The 18,408-nt window shown below is 33.2% G+C and carries 18 protein-coding genes; all 18 read left to right on the plus strand.

Annotated elements, in window-relative coordinates; translation table 11 throughout:
* Window positions 1–46 precede the first annotated feature (46 nt).
* The 18 genes from murD (at window position 47) to NRK67_08130 (ending at window position 18,354) form a co-directional block, all read left to right on the plus strand.
* Complete coding sequence (gene murD, locus NRK67_08045; protein UUV19376.1) at window positions 47–1,372, plus strand: UDP-N-acetylmuramoyl-L-alanine--D-glutamate ligase; 1,326 nt, start codon at window positions 47–49, stop codon at window positions 1,370–1,372.
* A gap of 45 nt (window positions 1,373–1,417) precedes the next feature.
* The gene (murG, locus tag NRK67_08050; protein UUV19377.1) at window positions 1,418–2,488 is read left to right on the plus strand and encodes an undecaprenyldiphospho-muramoylpentapeptide beta-N-acetylglucosaminyltransferase; all 1,071 of its coding nucleotides are present in this window, start codon (window positions 1,418–1,420) and stop codon (window positions 2,486–2,488) included.
* Entirely contained in the window at window positions 2,489–3,817 is a 1,329-nt protein-coding gene (gene murC / locus NRK67_08055; protein ID UUV19378.1) for a UDP-N-acetylmuramate--L-alanine ligase, read from the plus strand.
* Window positions 3,814–4,656, plus strand: coding sequence for a UDP-N-acetylmuramate dehydrogenase (murB, locus tag NRK67_08060; protein UUV19379.1), 843 nt, complete (start codon window positions 3,814–3,816; stop codon window positions 4,654–4,656). Before murC ends, murB begins: the two co-directional genes overlap by 4 nt.
* 9 nt (window positions 4,657–4,665) lie before the next feature.
* Window positions 4,666–5,535 (plus strand): D-alanine--D-alanine ligase, encoded by an 870-nt coding sequence (locus NRK67_08065; protein UUV19380.1) that lies wholly within the window; start codon window positions 4,666–4,668, stop codon window positions 5,533–5,535.
* A gap of 72 nt (window positions 5,536–5,607) precedes the next feature.
* Window positions 5,608–6,297 carry a cell division protein FtsQ/DivIB gene (locus tag NRK67_08070; GenBank protein UUV19381.1) on the plus strand — a complete coding sequence of 230 codons (690 nt, stop codon included), beginning with the start codon at window positions 5,608–5,610 and terminating at the stop codon, window positions 6,295–6,297.
* Window positions 6,294–7,589, plus strand: a complete 1,296-nt coding sequence (ftsA, locus tag NRK67_08075; protein UUV19382.1) for a cell division protein FtsA — start codon at window positions 6,294–6,296, stop codon at window positions 7,587–7,589. The genes NRK67_08070 and ftsA overlap by 4 nt, the downstream gene beginning before the upstream one ends.
* Before the next feature lie 26 nt (window positions 7,590–7,615).
* Entirely contained in the window at window positions 7,616–8,674 is a 1,059-nt protein-coding gene (gene ftsZ / locus NRK67_08080) for a cell division protein FtsZ (protein ID UUV19383.1), read from the plus strand.
* Window positions 8,675–8,812: 138 nt separating this feature from the next.
* Entirely contained in the window at window positions 8,813–9,097 is a 285-nt protein-coding gene (gene rpsF / locus NRK67_08085) for a 30S ribosomal protein S6 (protein UUV19904.1), read from the plus strand.
* A gap of 41 nt (window positions 9,098–9,138) precedes the next feature.
* The gene (locus NRK67_08090) at window positions 9,139–9,573 is read left to right on the plus strand and encodes a single-stranded DNA-binding protein (GenBank protein UUV19905.1); all 435 of its coding nucleotides are present in this window, start codon (window positions 9,139–9,141) and stop codon (window positions 9,571–9,573) included.
* An 18-nt stretch (window positions 9,574–9,591) separates the two neighbouring features.
* Window positions 9,592–9,816, plus strand: a complete 225-nt coding sequence (rpsR, locus tag NRK67_08095; protein ID UUV19384.1) for a 30S ribosomal protein S18 — start codon at window positions 9,592–9,594, stop codon at window positions 9,814–9,816.
* A 306-nt stretch (window positions 9,817–10,122) separates the two neighbouring features.
* Entirely contained in the window at window positions 10,123–11,403 is a 1,281-nt protein-coding gene (locus NRK67_08100; protein ID UUV19385.1) for a hypothetical protein, read from the plus strand.
* Window positions 11,404–11,545: 142 nt separating this feature from the next.
* Entirely contained in the window at window positions 11,546–12,829 is a 1,284-nt protein-coding gene (locus NRK67_08105; GenBank protein ID UUV19386.1) for a hypothetical protein, read from the plus strand.
* Window positions 12,830–12,937: 108 nt separating this feature from the next.
* On the plus strand, window positions 12,938–14,662 hold the full coding sequence (gene pilB, locus NRK67_08110; protein ID UUV19387.1) for a type IV-A pilus assembly ATPase PilB: 1,725 nt from the start codon (window positions 12,938–12,940) through the stop codon (window positions 14,660–14,662).
* Window positions 14,663–14,690: 28 nt separating this feature from the next.
* A complete protein-coding gene (locus NRK67_08115; GenBank protein UUV19388.1) occupies window positions 14,691–15,890 on the plus strand; it encodes a type II secretion system F family protein in 1,200 nt (399 codons plus the stop codon).
* Between the two features lie 51 nt (window positions 15,891–15,941).
* Window positions 15,942–16,700, plus strand: coding sequence for an ABC transporter ATP-binding protein (locus NRK67_08120; GenBank protein ID UUV19389.1), 759 nt, complete (start codon window positions 15,942–15,944; stop codon window positions 16,698–16,700).
* 1 nt (window position 16,701) lies between these two features.
* The gene (locus tag NRK67_08125; GenBank protein UUV19390.1) at window positions 16,702–17,454 is read left to right on the plus strand and encodes a hypothetical protein; all 753 of its coding nucleotides are present in this window, start codon (window positions 16,702–16,704) and stop codon (window positions 17,452–17,454) included.
* A gap of 225 nt (window positions 17,455–17,679) precedes the next feature.
* Window positions 17,680–18,354: a hypothetical protein gene (locus NRK67_08130; GenBank protein ID UUV19391.1), complete on the plus strand. Its 675-nt coding sequence runs from the start codon at window positions 17,680–17,682 to the stop codon at window positions 18,352–18,354.
* Window positions 18,355–18,408 lie beyond the last annotated feature (54 nt).

Consider the following 18,408-nt stretch of genomic DNA (forward strand, 5'->3'; position numbering starts at 1 on the left):
TAAATTTACAATTTCTAATTTTAAGTGAAATAAAGGTGGTAATAAGATGAAAAAAGCTATGATATATGGAGCTGGAGTCAGCGGTAAAAGTGTAATGAGATTATTTGAAGAGATCAAATGGGAAACAGTACTTGTAGATGACAAAATAGGTGTTTCGTCTACAGATGCGGTAGCTTATTTAGAAGAGGTAGACCTGTTTGTAAAAAGTCCGGGAATACCCTATAACGATCTAATAGAAAAAGCGAAAAAAAAAGGTATTAAAATAGTGGATGAGATAGAGGTATCATATAACTATATGAAAAAAACTTCTGAGACAAAAATTATAGCTATTACAGGAACTAATGGAAAGACCACAACAACAAGTAAGTTAGCCGGATTATTGAATGCAGCAGGAATTAGTAGTATAGCAGCGGGAAATATAGGAACTCCATATTCAGAAGCTGTTTTAAAGAAAAATAAATATGAATATATAGTTTTAGAACTGAGCTCCTACCAGCTGGAAAATTTATATGAATTTAAAGCTGATATAGCTATGATAATCAACCTTGCTCCCGATCATTTGAACAGGTACAGGGACGCAGATGAATACTACGATACAAAATTCAACGTAGGAATGAATCAGAGTTCAAAGGAAAAATTTATAGTAAATATAGATGACCTGGAGATAATGAAAAGATTAGATAGGGTTGATGGAAAGATTTTAAATCTATCTCTAGAAGAAAATGCTGATATCTGTGTATCTGAAGATAACCTCTATTTTAAAGGTGAAAAGGTAACAGGTATAGATAATTTTTCATTAAAAGGGAAACATAACTTACAGAATATGTTATTTGTTGTAGGAGCAGCAAAATTAATTGGTATAGATAATAATGTTATAACAAATTTTTTAGAAAATACCGACAGTTTGGAGCATAGAATGGAGGATTTTTATACCTATAAAAATCAAAATAATGCTGTAAAATTTATAAATGACTCCAAAGGAACTAATTTAGAGTCTACAATGAAGGCCATAGGAGCTTTTGAAGAACCAATTCTCATATGTGGCGGGTGTGATAAAAACCTGGAATTAACACCCCTCATTGAGGAAATTAAGGAAAGTGTAAAAGAAGTATATTTAATAGGAGAATTAGCTCCTAAACTAGAGAAGGAATTATTGGCGGTAAACTATCCTAAGGAGGATATTTATAATTTAGAAACTCTGGAAAAAGTAATGATTGCACTGGAGAAAAAAATAAAAAATATGGATTTAAAAAAAAATCTGACAGTTCTTCTGTCCCCGGCTACCTCCAGCTTTGACCAATTTAAAAGTTTTGAAGAGAGGGGAAAGGTGTTCAAAAAATTGGTTTTAGAAAAATTTAAAGAAGAGAATTAATAATGATTAATTAGACGATGGTTGAAAACCGTCAGGGAGATATATATGAAAAAAATAATTTTAACAGCAGGAGGAACAGGAGGACATATCTACCCTGCCTTGGCAGTAGCACATGAATTGAGAAAGAAAAATATAGACCTGCTTTTTATAGGGACCAGCCATAGGATGGAAAAAGAGATCGTTCCAAATGCAGGACATAAATTCATAGGCTTAGATGTTTTACCTCTAAGAAATTTTAAATCAATAATAAAAGTCTTAAAAGCTACAAAAAAAGCTATATCGATATTAAGGAAGGAAAAACCCGATGCAGTGATTGGGTTTGGAAACTATATATCTATCCCCACCCTGTTAGGTGCAATAATTTTAAGAATTCCTATATATCTGCAGGAGCAAAACGTTACCTTAGGGCTGGCTAATAAGATATTTTATAGGTTTAGTAAAAAGATGTTTTTAGCCTTTGATCTAACCTATGACGAACTGCCTTCAAAATATCAGTCTAGACTACAGGTTACAGGAAACCCCCTTAGAAAGGAATTTTATACCTTAAATCCTCATACTGAAAGAGAGAAGATAAAATTAGAAGATCATGAAAAGATGATCCTTATTATGGGTGGAAGTTTAGGAGCCAGAAGTATAAATGAAGCATTGATTAAAGAATGGGATTCATTTTTAAAGGAAAAAAATACAAGGATATATTGGGCTACCGGGGAAAAAAATTACGAAGAGGTTATGTCTAAATTATCTAAATATAAATTAACAGATCAGATAAAACCATATTTTGAAAATATGGCCAATATAATGTGTGCTGCTGACTTGGTGTTATGCAGGTCGGGAGCGTTGACAATCTCAGAATTGATAGAGCTGGGAAAACCATCGATATTAATACCATACCAGCTTCGTGAAGTTGGACAGTTTGAGAATACTAAGATCCTTTCAGAGAACAAGGCTAGTTTAATCTATAAAGATGGAGAAGCCCAAAATGCTGTTAGAATGGCTTTGGAATTGTTGAAAAATGAACACGAATTAACAGAGATGAAAGCGGCATTAAAAAGAATGAAAAAAGGAAATTCAGCAGAAAAAATAGTGGATGCTTTAGAGATTTGGGGGAATAAATAGATGAAAAAAGTATTTTTTATAGGAATAAATGGTATAGGTATGAGTGGATTAGCTAAGATAATGGCTAAGAGCGGATACTGTGTGAGCGGGTCAGACCAGGCTAAAAAAGATGTAAGTATAGAACTCGAAAGTTTAGGAGTTAAAATTCATTATAAACATGATTCAAAAAATGTAGAAGGAATTGACCTGGTAGTGAGATCAAGTGCTATTAAGGAGAGTAACCCAGAATATAAATACGCTATGGAAAATGGAATAGAAGTTATAAAAAGAGGAGAACTTTTGGCTAGGTTATTCAATGAAAAAGCCGGGATAGCTGTAGCCGGGACCCATGGAAAAACTACTACCAGTTCTATGCTGGGAGCTGTAATGCTGCCACTGGATCCATCTATTGTAGTAGGAGGGATCTTACCAGAGATAAATTCCAACGCTCATTGTGGGACAGGAGAATTTTTGGTAGCAGAAGCAGATGAAAGTGATAATTCATTTTTATACCTACTGCCGGAATACTCCATCATAACCAATATAGAGGCGGATCATTTAGAAAATCATGGTAGTTTTGAAAATATAAAGAAATCATTCATACAATTTTATGAGCAGACTAAAAAGCTTACTCTGCTGAATATAGACTGCTTGGAATCAGAAAATATATTGGGATCTAAAGATAAAATATTGACCTATAGTATTGAGAAAAAAGCTGGGATATATGCAGATAATATCAGAATAATGGACGGGAAGAGTGTTTACGATGTGATCTTAGATGGGAAACTTCTGGGAGAATTCAGATTATCTGTACCTGGAAGTCATAATATTTCCAATAGTTTAGGAGTAATATATCTGGCTTATACTCTGGGAGTATCTCTAGAGGAGATAAAGATCAGACTGGAAAAATTTAAGGGTGCCAAGAGAAGGTATGATATTCTTTTAGATGGAGACACAAGGATCATAGATGATTATGCACATCACCCCACTGAGATAAGAGCTACATTGGAAGGTGCTAAAAAAATAGAAACTAAAAAAATTACAGCTATCTTCCAACCTCATAGATATAGCAGAGTAAAATTTTTATATGAAGAATTTAGAGGGTGTTTTGATCTGGCAGATGAGGTAATCTTACTTCCTGTATATTCTGCAGGAGAGGAAGATATATATGGGATTACCTTGAAGGAGTTGGCTGCTGATATTTATACTTCTGGAGATGCAAAGATTTTAACTACTGTGGAAGAAATATTGAAAGAAATAAAAACTGAAGACAGGACCTATATCTTTATGGGAGCTGGAACTATATCCCAGATGGCATATGAGGTAGTTGAAAAGTTGGAGGTAAGATGAAAATATATAAATACCATCATATGAGAGAATATTCTAATATGAAAATTGGTGGAACAGCTAAAGAGTTGATAGTAATAGATAAAAAAGAGGAATTGGTTGAAGTTTTAAAAACCAGAGAAAAAACTTTTCTTATAGGTAATGGAACCAATACATTGATTCCGGATAGAGATATGGATATATCTTTTATAAGTTTAAATAAATTAAATAAGATAGAGGATTTAGGAGATGGAAGAGTCTATGTGGAATCAGGATTAAACTTTGATGATCTGATTGAGTTTATAGAAGAAAAAAATTATTCAGGATTGGAAAATTTAGCCGGGATTCCTGGAAGTGTAGGAGGCCTGATCTATATGAATGGAGGAGCCTATGGTTCTGAAGTTTTTGACCATATAGAAGAGGTCGAGATCGTAGATGAAAATTTTGAAATTAGAAAAATAAAGAAATCAGAGATCTATGTGACTTATAGAAATACAGAGATTCAGAAAAAAAACTGGATAGTTATAAGTGCTGTGTTTAAATTTGAAATGGGATTTGATAAAGAAAGAGTTTTGGAACTAAAGGGGAAAAGAGAGGCCAGACATCCTTTGAATATGCCTAATCTGGGAAGTACTTTTAAAAACCCTGAGGGACATTTTTCTGCTAAACTGATAATAGCTGCAGGGGTACAAGGCCACAGAGTAGGGGATATGCAGGTTTCCAATGTTCATCCTAATTTTTTGGAAAATCACGGAAACGCTAAATATAATGATGTTATTGAGATAATCAGGATAGTGAAGGAAAAAGTAAAACTAGATTCAGGGATTGAACTAGAGGAAGAGATCGTAATTATTGAAGACTAGGAGAAAAGTATGAGAATAGCAGTATTGATGGGGGGGGTCTCCTCAGAAAGAGAGATATCACTGATGAGTGGAGGAGCTATATTGCAGGGGCTTCTAAACCTGGGATATGACGCCTTTAAGATAGATCTAGTGGAAGAAAATTATTTGACTGCACTTATGGAAAATGAATATGACTTAGCATATATAGCTTTACATGGTGAGTTTGGTGAAGATGGAAGGGTACAGGCAGTCTTAGATATTTTAAAAAAGCCATATACAGGATCAGGTGTAACAGCCAGTGCTGTATCGATGGATAAAATTTTAACTAAAATAATTGTAGATGATTTTGGAATTAAAACACCAATGAAGTATACTAGTATAGATGATATAAAAAAATATCCAATAGTTATAAAACCTTCTAAAGAGGGGTCTAGTGTAGGACTCTACATCTGTCAAAACTCAGAGGAAGCAGAAAAGGCAGTAGAAAAATTAAAAGGAATAGATCTGGTGATAGAGGAATTTGTTGCTGGAGAGGAGCTGACAGCTGGAATCTTAAATGGAGAAAAATTAGGTGTAGTAAAGATAATACCTAATTCAGGAACCTATGATTTTGAGTCAAAATATACAGTCGGAAAAACTATATATGAAGTTCCTGCCATAATAGAGGAAAATTACTATGAGGAAGCTATGGAGATTGCTTCTAAAGTACACGATATATTAAACCTTAGAGGAATGAGCAGAAGTGACTTTATTCTGTCTAAAGACGGGTTGTATTTTTTAGAGGTGAATACCAGTCCTGGAATGACTACTACAAGCTTACTGCCTAAATTAGGAGAACTAAAAGGTTATAGTTTTGAAATGATATTGGAAAAAATGATATCAGATGTAACAAATTTATAATAGTTTTATGTATATATTGTAAAAAATAGATAAAAATGTTATATTTAAAATAATAGACTAGGTGAAATGAATATGAAGAAAATATTGCAAATAATATTCATAGGGATAGTATGTTGGTATACCTATACTGAGTATGGAGACTTTAAAAGAGCCTCCTTATTTGACGTTACCCAAGTAAATATAAGGGCTAAAAATATTGAGCTGATCGATGATTTAGCTGGCAGTATAGAAAACCTAAAGGGTAAAAATATACTGGAAATAGATAAAAAAAAAATGAAGGATAAAATATTAGAGGATGTAAGGGTAAAAGATGTGGTCATAAAAACTCAGATGCCCGATATTTTATTATTTGATATAAAGGAAAAAGAACCTTTTATATATATAGAATATAAAGGTAGGATTTACATATCCGATGAATTGGGTAAAATATATGGGTATATGAAAGAGAGTAAAAAATATAATATGCCTTTATTTCGGATAGATAATGAAAAAGAGATAAAAGAATTTATAGCGGTTATGGAAAAAATTAGTTTTAAAGATGAAATATCCCAGATATATAAGGTAAGTAATGGGATAGCAGTGACAACAAATACAGGGCTTAAGATAATCACAAATATAGATGTAGACAGAAAAAAATATGGGGTTGTAAAAAAACTATATGATCAGGTAAGGGCTCAAAGTAAAAGGGGTAAAAAAATAGAGTATATTGATTTGAGGTTTGAAGACTACATTATAAAAAGGATAGAGGGTGATCAAAGATGATGAGAAGGATAAGAACAGGAATAGATATAGGGTCATCTAAAACAACTATTATTGTAGGAGAATTATATGATTCTGGAAAAAATATAAAGGTATTGGGGCAGACTATTGTTCCATCTAACGGAATAAAAAAAGGTGAAATAATCGATGGGGAATTATTCAGTAGAACCTTGAGATTGGGAAAGGAAAGACTGGAAGATAAGCTTGGAGTAGTAATAAAAAAAGCTACTATAGGAGTCAGTGGAAGTGATATAAAATCTAGTACCACAGAGATTGAGTATAAGCTTTCCGATGAGGAGATAGAAGTTACTGAAGATCATTGTGATCAAATTTTTGAGATATCTAAAGAAAAGGTAGTTAAAGAAGATGAACAGGTAATTGCCAAGGAAATTTATAATTACAGGGTAGATGATTCTGGAATAATGAAAAACCCAGTAGGAAAAGTAGGAAATAAATTAAAGGTAAATGTTCATTTGATAAGGATTCCGAAATTAAAGGTAAAAAAAATAGTAGAAACACTAAATAAAGCAAAGATAGAGGTAGACAGCCTTATATATAATGGAGAAGCATCTTCAAAAGCTACTCTGAAAAAAATAGATAAGGTAAATGGTGTAGCATTGGTAGACATCGGGTATGGTTTGACAGAGATAACTATCTTTAAAAATAACAGGCTTATAAATACAAATGTAATACCTATAGGTGGTATGCACTATGTCAATGATCTTAAATATGTGTTAGAATTAAATCAAGAGGTAGTGAAAAATATCTTATTGGAGATAAAAAACAAGGATATAGATGAAAAAATTACAGTATCTTATTTAGAAAATGGAGAAAGTATGACTAAGACCTTTGAAGTTAGATATTTAAGGGAGATAATGGATGCTAGAACCGATGAGATATTGGAATATATTTCAAAGAGTATAGAGGCTTCCGGGTACAAAGAATACCTGAAAAACGGTGTTGTATTGGCTGGAGGAGTTGTAGGAGATTATGGAATTTTAGAAAAGTTAAAATCTTTACTGGATTACGATATCAGGATAGGAACTACTATCAAGATAGATGGAATGACAACTACACTAAAAAATCCTGCCTGTATTACAGGAATGGGGGTATTGCTAACAGCTCTTGAGGATGAATACAGCGATCTGCAAAAAACAAATGTAGAGGATAAGGTAGAGGAAGTAAAGGAAAAAGTGGAAACTGTCAATAAAGTAGAAAAAAAAGAAGCAGTTAAGAAAAAGACTGGAACTAAAAGTCCGTCTAAATTTAAAAAATGGTTGGGAAATTTTATATAGAGCCTATAGTCTAAGGAGGAAGATGGATGATACACACGAATGAGCATTTGGTGAAGATAAAGGTAATGGGGATAGGGGGTTCCGGAGGGAATGCAATAAATGATATGATCGAAGCAGGAGTAACAGGAGTAGAATATATTGCAGCCAATACAGATGCCCAAGATCTACACAATTCTTTAGCTGACATAAGAATACAGTTAGGGGAAAAATCAACGAGAGGGTTGGGAGCAGGAGCTAACCCGGAGATTGGAAAACAAGCAGCAGAAGAAGATTTAGACAAGATAAAAACTCTATTAGAAGAAACAGATATGTTATTCATAACATCTGGAATGGGTGGAGGTACAGGTACAGGTGCAGCTCCGGTAATAGCCAGAGTAGCAAAAGAGATGGGGATTTTAACTGTTGCAGTAGTTACAAAACCATTTACTTTTGAAGGAAAGAGCAGAATGAAAAATGCAGATTCAGGAATAGTTAACCTAAAAGAATCTGTAGATGCGCTGATTATCATACCAAATGATAAATTATTCGAACTTCCGGAAAAAACTATAACATTACAAAATGCTTTCATGGAAGCTAATAATGTTTTGAAAATTGGAATTAAAGGTCTGGCTGACCTAATATTAAAGACAGGATTAATAAACTTAGACTTCGCTGATATTAAAACGACTATGTTAGATTCAGGGATAGCTATGATAGGATTTGGAGAGATGGAAGGGGAAAATAGAGCCATTAAAGCCACTGAAAAAGCCCTTCAAAGTCCATTATTAGAAAAATCAATATCTGGGGCAAGTAAGATATTAATCAATATATCCGGATCATCGGCATTGGGATTAAATGAAGCTTTTGCAATATCAAATATGGTAAAGGAAGCTGCAGGAAAATCTGTAGATGACGTAATGTTTGGTGTTACAACTGATGATGAGATGGGAGACAGATTACAAGTAACTCTGGTTGCAACTAACTTTAGTGATGAATCAACAGAAAAAAAAGTAGTAGCTATAGAAAAACCAAGTTTAGCTAAAACAGTAGAGAAAAAAGAAGAGGAAGATTTAGAGATTCCAGCTTGGATGAGAAGAAATAATTAATATAAAAAACTAACCTATAAAATGTAGGTTAGTTTTTTATTTATCCTTGCTTTACTTTTACAGATATGATATAATATATGCACCCTGTTTGAGTGATTTATTACTTGGACAAAATCCAGAGGGAAGGAGGTCAAATTGATGACAAATTACGAAATAATGTACATTATTAACCCAACAGTTATGGAGGATGCCAGAGGTGCTATCATTGAGAAAGTAGAAACTATCTTAACAGCAGCAAACGCAACTGAATTAAAAACTACAAAAATGGGTGAAAGAAAGTTAGCTTATCCAATCGAAAAGAAAGGAACAGGTTTCTACGTATTAACTACGTTCAAAGCTGAAGGGCAAAACTTACAAGCAGCAGAAAACAAGTTAAACATTACTGAAGAAGTTATGAGATATATCATCGTTAAGAACAAGTAATTCTTAATTCAATAATTGTTTAATAGGAGGCTATTATGTCTATGAACTTAGTGGTTTTAACTGGTAGACTTGTTAGAGATCCAGAATTAAAGTATGGTCAAAGTGGAATGGCTTATTGCAAATTCACACTAGCAGTCAATAGAATGAGAAAAGATGATCCAGCAGATTTTATTAGTTGTGCTGCCTTTGGTAAGACAGCTGAATTGATTGGAGAGTACCTAAGAAAAGGTAATAATACCGGAGTACAAGGTAGAATTCAAACAAGTACTTATGAAGTTAATGGGGAAAAAAGATACAGAACAGAAGTTATTGTTGATAGAATCGAATTTTTAGAGTCTAGAAACAGTGGAGCTAATAGTTTTGAATCTGATTCAAATTCTAAACCCAAAACAACAAATAGCTATAATCAACCAAAGTATACAGAACCAAAGCAATCGGGCGTTGTCGAAGAAGAAGATGACGAATTCCCGTTCTAATTTTAGGAGGTGACTGAGTTGGCAGAATTCAGAAAGAGAAGAAAAAGAGCAAAATTAAGAGTTAAAGCTGAAGAGTTAAACTATAAGAATGCAGATTTATTAAAGAGATTCATGTCTGATAAAGGTAGAATCAATCCTGCAAGAGTAACTGGTGCAAGTGCTAAGTTACAAAGAAAGTTAACTAGAGCAATAAAGAGAGCTAGAAACATTGCTTTATTACCTTACACAAACATAGAGAAGTAAGAAATTACTTTTGGAGCCAAGAAATTATTTCTTGGCTTTTTTTGTAACTCTAAAAAAAGATAACAAAGTTGATATTTCATAGTGGAAGAGTCAAAAATGAGGTAAAAATTAAACAATTCGTATTATTGAGAATGTAGACAAGTATAAATATGACAGTGGATTTTATATCCCAATATTCGTTGATTTAAAAGAGCTGATTATTAGAAAATGAAACCAGAAAAATAAACGAAAGATTTTATAAACTATAGATAAGTAAGGCTGAATTTGATAAAGCTAAAAAGAGAAAGAGGGAGGAAAGATAGATAGATGGGGAAGATGATAAGGAGTTATAGTATATTTGTATTATTTTTATTGATGAGTATTTCGATTTTTGCGGGATGGGGAAATGGAAAAACACCACCTGGGCAAGCGAGAAAAAAAATAGGTGTAAAAGATATAGATGTTACAAATTATCCAGAAATAAAAATAATTTTAAGTGGGAATAATGGGAAAAAAACTATTTTAAATGATAAAATCACAGAAACTTCGGGATGGAGCATCTCTGGAATTGCAAATCCTCTGGGGAATAATAAAACAGAAGTAATTTATAGAACTCCTATAAAATCCAAAGTGAAACCTGGAGATAGAGTAGAAATAGAGTTATATATATATAATGGAAATGTAAAAAATGGAAATTGGATACAGACTTACTATAAAGTACCTGATTTCCTTGATTCTAAAAGTATAGAGATAAAAACTTATGAAGAGATCTATGGATGGGAGAATGGAGAAAGAACAACTATAGATGATTCTGGTAGAACATATATTTTTACAAAGGGGGGGGATTATTTTCATAAAAGCAAACCAATTATTTATGTAGAGATTCCTGAAGATAATACTGATGAAAAAGGGAAATTGAAAATAACCAAAATTAAAGTAGAAAAACTAGATTCATATGGAAGAGTTATACGGAAGAAAAACTTTAAAATAACAAAAAACACGAGATATAGAGAAATAGAATTAGACTTTATAAGAGAAGAAGCAAATATAGTTAGAGTAACGCCTATAGCTGCGGATAAATATAATATAGATGAAACACCTAAAATTTTAAATTTTATAGTGGATACTAAGATAAATAGTTCCTATCTAGACGATGAAGATATTATAGGTGAATTAAAATCAGGAGAAATAAATATAAAATTATCAGAATTTCAGGAGTTATCAGGCATAAATAAGTATAGCTATACTTTATCAAACGGTTTTCAAAGGGAAGGTAAAGGGGGAACAGTTGATGGTGGAAAATATTTGACTCCCACTGAAGATGGTAAGTTAGATGATGTAAAAATTCAATTAGGAAATTTCTCTGAAGGTTCTAGACTAACTTTATCATTTACAGTATATGACAGATTAGGACATGAAAAAACTTATGAAAAAACTTATTTTGTATCTAAACAATCTGATGGAATAGCAGCCAAGGTAAGTGGTGAGGTAAAACTGAGGAGAAGTAAAATAAAGATAATAACAGAAGGAAGTAAAGAGAAATTTGGGATAGGTAGCAGTATAGACAGAAGCTCAGAGGAAGACGAAACTAGTATAAGTGGAAGTTAAAAAATAGGAGTACATAAAATTACAATTATAGGCTGGGAACAGAAAGTGTTTTCAGCCTATTTTGTTTTTTTACCTGAGAAGGAAAAAAATAAAAGGGGGGGTATATTGTTATATAGAAGATCTATAAGGAGGGGGAGGGGAAATGAAGGGTTATAAAATATTCATTTTATTTATTTTATTAAGTATGGTTACTTTTGCAGGAAACAACGCTATATCTGTTTGGGTAGAAAGTGTAGGATTTGATTCACTGACAAATACAATGAAGGTAACGTTAAAATCAAGAACAGGTGAAAAATTTGAAGAAATGGATAGGCTTAAACTTGATGGTCTCCAAATAATAAATGGGTTAAATGATGTATCCTATACAGACGTTTATGCAGAGAGAGAAAGTGAAATAATTGAAAATCCTAAAGTTATAACGGAATGGTATGCAGAGGTTGAATTAGGCTTTGTTTTGGTAAATGAGCCGGTAACAATAAATGGAACGATATTGGTAGAAGATTTTGTCGATGGAAATCAACATGCAATAGATGGAAGAAGTATTACCTTTGGACCATTTGCAATAGCTCCAAACGATAAGACAGAACTTAAAATATATGAAAAGCTTAGTGATGAAGATAACTGGACAAATAATAGCACAAATATAGTGGGAAAAGAAATAATAGTAGATGATCGTATATTTACAAAGGGAGGTTCGGGTTCCTTTGAAGATGACCCTGGGGTATATGCACTAATATCAACTGATGGAGGAGCAAAAATAGAAAAATTAAGGGTCAAAAGAAATAATGGTGCTGAAGAAATATTAACAGTCCCTTATCCAGAAGGTTCTGAAGCGGTAGTGATGAAAATAGGTGGATTTGAAAGTAATAAAATAAATACTATAACAATAAGACCTGTAAGTATCTACGGGATAGTAGGTGACGAAGTAAATCTTGATTTTTTAATAGATACACAGATAAATACGGTGTATTTAGAAAATGGAATTATAGGGGAAATAGGTAATGATAGAAATATACAAATAGATCTATCGAAGTTAATAGAGTTAGCTGGAGTGACAGAATATAGTTATGTCTTTAGAGTGGGGAATAAGCCTGAAACAGATGATGAATCTAACCTAGATGGACAATCATTTACTACTCTTACAGAAAATTCTATAACCAGTACTCCAAAATGGGAAGATGGTAAAGTAAAAATTCCGACTTCCGGATTTATAGCCGGTTCAAAAGGAACTCTTTTATTTACCGTCTATGATAAATTAGGGCATAAAAAAACTTTTGAAAAAACTTACTTTATTCCAGATCAATCTGAAATAAAGGCTACAACAGAAGGGGAAGCAAAACAAAGAAGGAGTAAGGTTAAGTTAGTTTCTGAAGGAGCTAGTGATAAATTTGAAGTAGAAAGCAGTGTAGATACAAGCAGTGAATAAAAAGTGAAAAGAGGTTAATCAGACCTAAGGGGTAGAAAAAAAGATCATTATAATATAATATATAAGGTATAGAAAAAATAAGTAATGATGGGAACAGAGGGGTAAATTATGGTGGTAGTAAAGAGAAGACGGGGAATCGGAGAGATTTTAGTAGAGAAAAAGTTGATAACAAAAGATGGGTTGGAAAAAGCTTTGGAAGAGCAAAAAAAAACCGGGGAAAAGTTGGGAGAAATTTTAATAGAACTGGGTTATTTAGATGAGGAAAATATGCTCGATGCTTTGGGGGAGCAAAATAAAGTAAAGGTAAAGGTAATAGATGAAACAGATCTGAAATTAGAAGTATTGGCAATCTTATCAGAAGAGTATATGAAGGAAAAAATAATTTTACCATTACGGATAAATGGAAAAAAACTTATGGTAGCTATGGAGAATCCAAAAGATACGTTTTTAATAGACGAATTGCAGATGAAAACAAATATGGTTATTAAACCGGTATTAGCAATGAAATCTAATATAATGGAATATCTGGAAAAATATATCCACAAAAGAGATGAGAAAACAGAAACTCAAACAGATAATGTATTGGATGAATTGAATAAATTTGCAGAGGAAGATATAGAGATTGAAAGTAACTATAAAGATGAAGATATAGTTAGTAGTTTGGGATCTGATAGTGCACCTGTGGTAAAAGGGGTAAATGCCATAATAGTAAAAGCTGTAAAACTGCAGGCCAGTGATATCCATATAGAGCCCTATGAAAAAGAGATAAGGATAAGGTATAGATTGGACGGTTTATTGATAACTGTTAAAAAAATGCCTAAGCATATTATGAATGCTATAGTTTCAAGGATAAAAATTATGTGTGATCTGGATATTGCAGAGAAAAGACTTCCCCAGGATGGAAGGTTTAGGATAAAAATAGGAGATAGACGAGTTGATTTTCGTGTGTCCACTCTAAAAACTATTCATGGGGAAAAAGTAGTAATGAGAATATTGGATAGGGGATCGGTACAGCTGGATTTATCCAGTTTAGGTTATGATGAAAAAGCATTGAAAATAGTAAATAGAGTTATTCAAAATCCATATGGAATTATACTGGTGACAGGACCTACTGGTTCTGGGAAGTCCACAACTTTGTATTCTGTATTGGATAAATTAAATAAGGAAGATGTAAATATATCTACAGCGGAAGATCCAGTGGAATATGAATTGGAAGGAATAAATCAAGTCCAGTGTAAACCAGATATAGGGCTTACTTTTGCGGCTTCTCTTCGAAGTTTTTTGAGGCAGGATCCGGATATCATAATGGTAGGAGAGATAAGAGATGGAGAAACTGCAGAGATCTCTATTAAAGCTGCTCTAACAGGGCATTTGGTATTATCTACTCTCCATACCAATGATGCACCTAGTTCTATTCATAGATTATTAAATATGGGGGTAGAGCCATTTTTGATCTCAGCTTCTATATCGATGGTTATTGCTCAAAGGTTAGTTAGGCGAATTTGTCCTCACTGTATGGGCAAAGACGGTGAATCCTCCAACAAATTAATGGCTATGGATTTGGATAAAAATGATTATGAAGGTTTAGATTTTAAAATAGGAGCAGGTTGTGAGAAGTGTAATAATACCGGCTACAAAGGAAGAAGTGTTATATATGAGATAATGGAAGTAGATGACGAGATGAAAAACCTTATTTCTGAAAATACAACAAGTATAGACATAAAAAATTTGGCGGTAAAAAAAGGTATGGATACCTTGAGGGAATCAGGGATGAAGAAAGCTGTATTAGGAGTGACTAGTTTGGACGAGGTGATGAGAGTCACGCTGTCATAAAAAAAATAAATAGACAGGGGTGTGAATTATGTTATATAAATATACTGCCTTGGATAGTCGTGGTAAAAAAGTTAATGGAGAGATGGAGGCTAAATCTCCTATAGAACTCAGAAAAATGTTGAGACAGCAAAAATTAATTCTTGTAAAGTCGAATAAAAAGGCGAGTTTTAGTATGCAAAACGGTATGTTTCAAAGGGTCAAAACTAAGGATATAGCTGTCTTTACAAGAGGGCTATCCACCATGATAAATGCAGGGGTAGGACTTATCAGGTGTTTTGAAATCCTGGAAGCCCAAATTGAAAAACCTAAATTAAAAGAAGTTGTCTCTCAAGTGAGGGAGGAAATAAGTTCGGGGATGCCTTTGGCAGCATGTTTAGCTAAACATCCTAAATATTTTGATAAATTATATATAAGTATGGTAAAAGCAGGGGAAGCATCAGGAATGCTGGATTCGGTACTCATGAAGATAGCTACATCATTGGAAAAATCTGAAGAGATAAAGGGAAAGGTAAAGGGAGCCATGATCTATCCGTCCATTGTATTTTTCACTGCGATAGTTGTAATGTTTTTTATGTTAGCTTTTATAATTCCAAAATTTATGCTGTTATTTGAAGGAACAGGGGTGGAGATGCCACTTCTTACCAGGATGGTTATGAAAGCCAGTGATATTGCTTCTAGATTTTGGTATCTCTTTATTTTGGGAACCGGGTTGATTTTTTATGGTATAAAAAAAGCTAGATCAACTCCTAAGGGGAGAAGGACTTTTGATATTCTTCTATTAAAGGCACCTCTCTTTGGAACATTTGTGAGAAAAACAGCCATGGCCAGGTTTACGAGGACTATGTCTACTCTTTTAAATAGTGGAGTTACGATCCTTATGGCTTTTGATATATGTGGTGAGATTGTGGGGAATACTCTTATAGAGGAAGCTATATTAGAGGCCAAGGATAGTATAAGAGACGGAGCCAGTATATATAAACCATTGGCGAATAGCGGACAGTTTCCTCCTATGGTGACAGATATGATTGAAGTAGGTGAAGAGAGTGGACAGTTAACCGAAATTTTGGAAAAAGTAGCAGATTTTACCGAGATGGAATTGGAGGAAGCTGTCAGAAATTTACTCTCTGCCTTTGAGCCACTAATAATTTTATTTATGTCAGTAGGAGTAGGAATTTTGATCATCGCTATGTTCCTGCCTTTATTCAAGATGTCAGATATGGTAGGATAGTGAGCTATAATAAAAAAAGAAGAGTAAGGTTTAGAAAAAGGGGTTAATAAAATGAATAATATTATTTCTGTAAAAAATATTTCCTTGATCTATAAGGAGAGGGATATATTAAAAAAAATAAAGGGATCTAAGGGTAGTATCGGGGTAAAAAATATCTCTTTCGATGTAAACGAAGGGGAAATTTTTTCCATAATAGGTCTCAATGGAGCAGGAAAGACAAGTACGTTGAAGTGCATCTTAGGGTTGATGAAACCCGATGAGGGTGAGATAGAGGTATTTGGAAAGAAAGAATTGAAGGGAATGGATTTTGAGAAGGTAGGTTATCTGCCGGAAATCTCCTACTATCCCAAGAGTATGAAACTTATGGATTTGATGAGGTATTATGGAGAACTCTACAATATCCCAAAGGATGAATTAGATAAAAAAATAGACAAGATATTAAATAAAATAGGTCTTATGTCTAGAAAGAATGAAAGGCTGGAAAAGTTCTCCAAGGGGATGCTGCAAAAGGTTGGGATAGCTCAGGCTATCCTAAATAATCCTAAATTATTATTTTTAGATGAACCCATGTCGGGATTAGACCCTTTAGCCCGTGAGTTGGTTATAGAAATAATATTGGAATTAAAATCTAAAGGAGCTACAATATTTTTCAATACTCATATATTGGAGGATGTAGCCAGTATAGCAGATAGGGTAGCTATAATTGATAAGGGGAAATTAGTAGAGATATTGGATATGAAAAAAATTGTGTTGGAACAGGATGATTTTTTATTGAAGAATCATTTTATAAAAACAGTAGGAGAGAAGTAAAATGAAAAAAATACTGACTATTGGTAAGTATACATTGAAAGAAAATATATCTAACAAGGTATTTAATGGAATTCTTTATTTTGGAGTTCTCTCTATATTCTTTACTACCTTGTTAGATGAGGTAGCCCTCTATGAGGGGGGGCGAGTTATTCGAGACAGCGGGTTATTTCTTACTGAACTTTTGGTGATGCTGATAACTGTATATATATCGTCTACCTATGTTATAAAAGCAGTAGCAGAAAAATCGATCTATTTAGTTTTGACCAAAGCTGTTACAAAACCTAAATATATTATGGGAATAAATCTGGGGATAATTTATTCTGTATTTTGTAATGTGTTTGTCATGGGAGGAATATTAGGGCTTATCCTTTATACCAAAGGGCAATTTGACTGGTGGTATATACGTGCATTATTCTTTATAGGATTAAAACTATCAATTGTGAGCAGTTTAGGAATATTTTTCTCAATAATCTCAGATTCCTTTGTAACTTCTACAATATTTACCTTATTTACCTATATATTGGGTCACGGGGTTATGGAGATAAAGGCTATCTCAGAAAAATTAACGGGAAGTTTATTTCAGTGGATCTTAGATCTGCTGTATATTGTTCTGCCTAAATTTAACCTGTTAAATTACAGGGATTATTTGAAACCATTAGATACTAATTATTTTTTGATTATTGGCTATGTAGTAATCTATATAACTTGTGTTGTGGTAGCTACCAATATAGCTTTTGAAAAAAAGCGACTGTGATGAATTGGAGATCCGTAATTAAAAATTGATAATGTACAATTGAAAATTAAAATCAAAAAATGAACCGCGAATGACGCAAATGTACGCGAAAAAAGATATGAAATTATTTTGCTTAAGAACCCAAAAACAAAGGTTTTATTCGTCAGCATTAGCGAATATTAGCGGTAAAAAATATTTTGAATTTATATATGCGGTTCGTGACAAAAGAAAAAGGTTGTGGTGTAAGTGATTAAAGACAGTAAAATATACATCCTTCTACTATGTCTTGGGATATTATTTTTATTAAATCCATATCTCAGAGCAGATGAAAAGATCTTACTTAAAAATAGTTATAGAGAGACTGATGGGATGAACCAGAACACCCTCCTCCTACGAACTATGGGAATGAAGAAGATCGGTACAGCATTTATATGGGTAGATCAGGTGTTGACAGTAGGAGAAGGTGGGGATCCAGATCTGGTAGTAGAGAAGATAAAGACCAATTCCGACAAGATGGCATATTTAGATCCTTATTTTCTCACAAATTATAATTTCAGCGGGAGTATCTTGGGGCTTATCAGGATCTATAAGAGATTTGATCTGGCCAGTGAAATATATCAAAAAGGAATAGAATATAACCCTGATGATATGGTATTGAAAAACTATTTTGCAGGGATGATGTCAGCGTCTAAAAATAATGTAGAGGGACTATTGGTAAATTTTGAAAAGGTAGTGGATGAGACCAGAGATGACCTCTTGACCAATATGGTGGCTTACCTATATGAAAGGCAGTATAAAAAATTAGGAGATAGGAAAGACCTGGAGAAGGCGCTTAAATATTGGAGCATATTGGCAAATTCTAAAGATGAAAAATACAGGGAGATAGGAGTGAGGAAGCTCGAGGAGATAAAAAAGAGATAAGAAGTTAGTCACAGACTATACAATTCTAACAAAATAATTTATATTAAAAAAAAC

It is taken from the genome of Fusobacteria bacterium ZRK30, assembly GCA_024628785.1.
Classification (GTDB): Bacteria; Fusobacteriota; Fusobacteriia; order Fusobacteriales; family Fusobacteriaceae; genus Psychrilyobacter.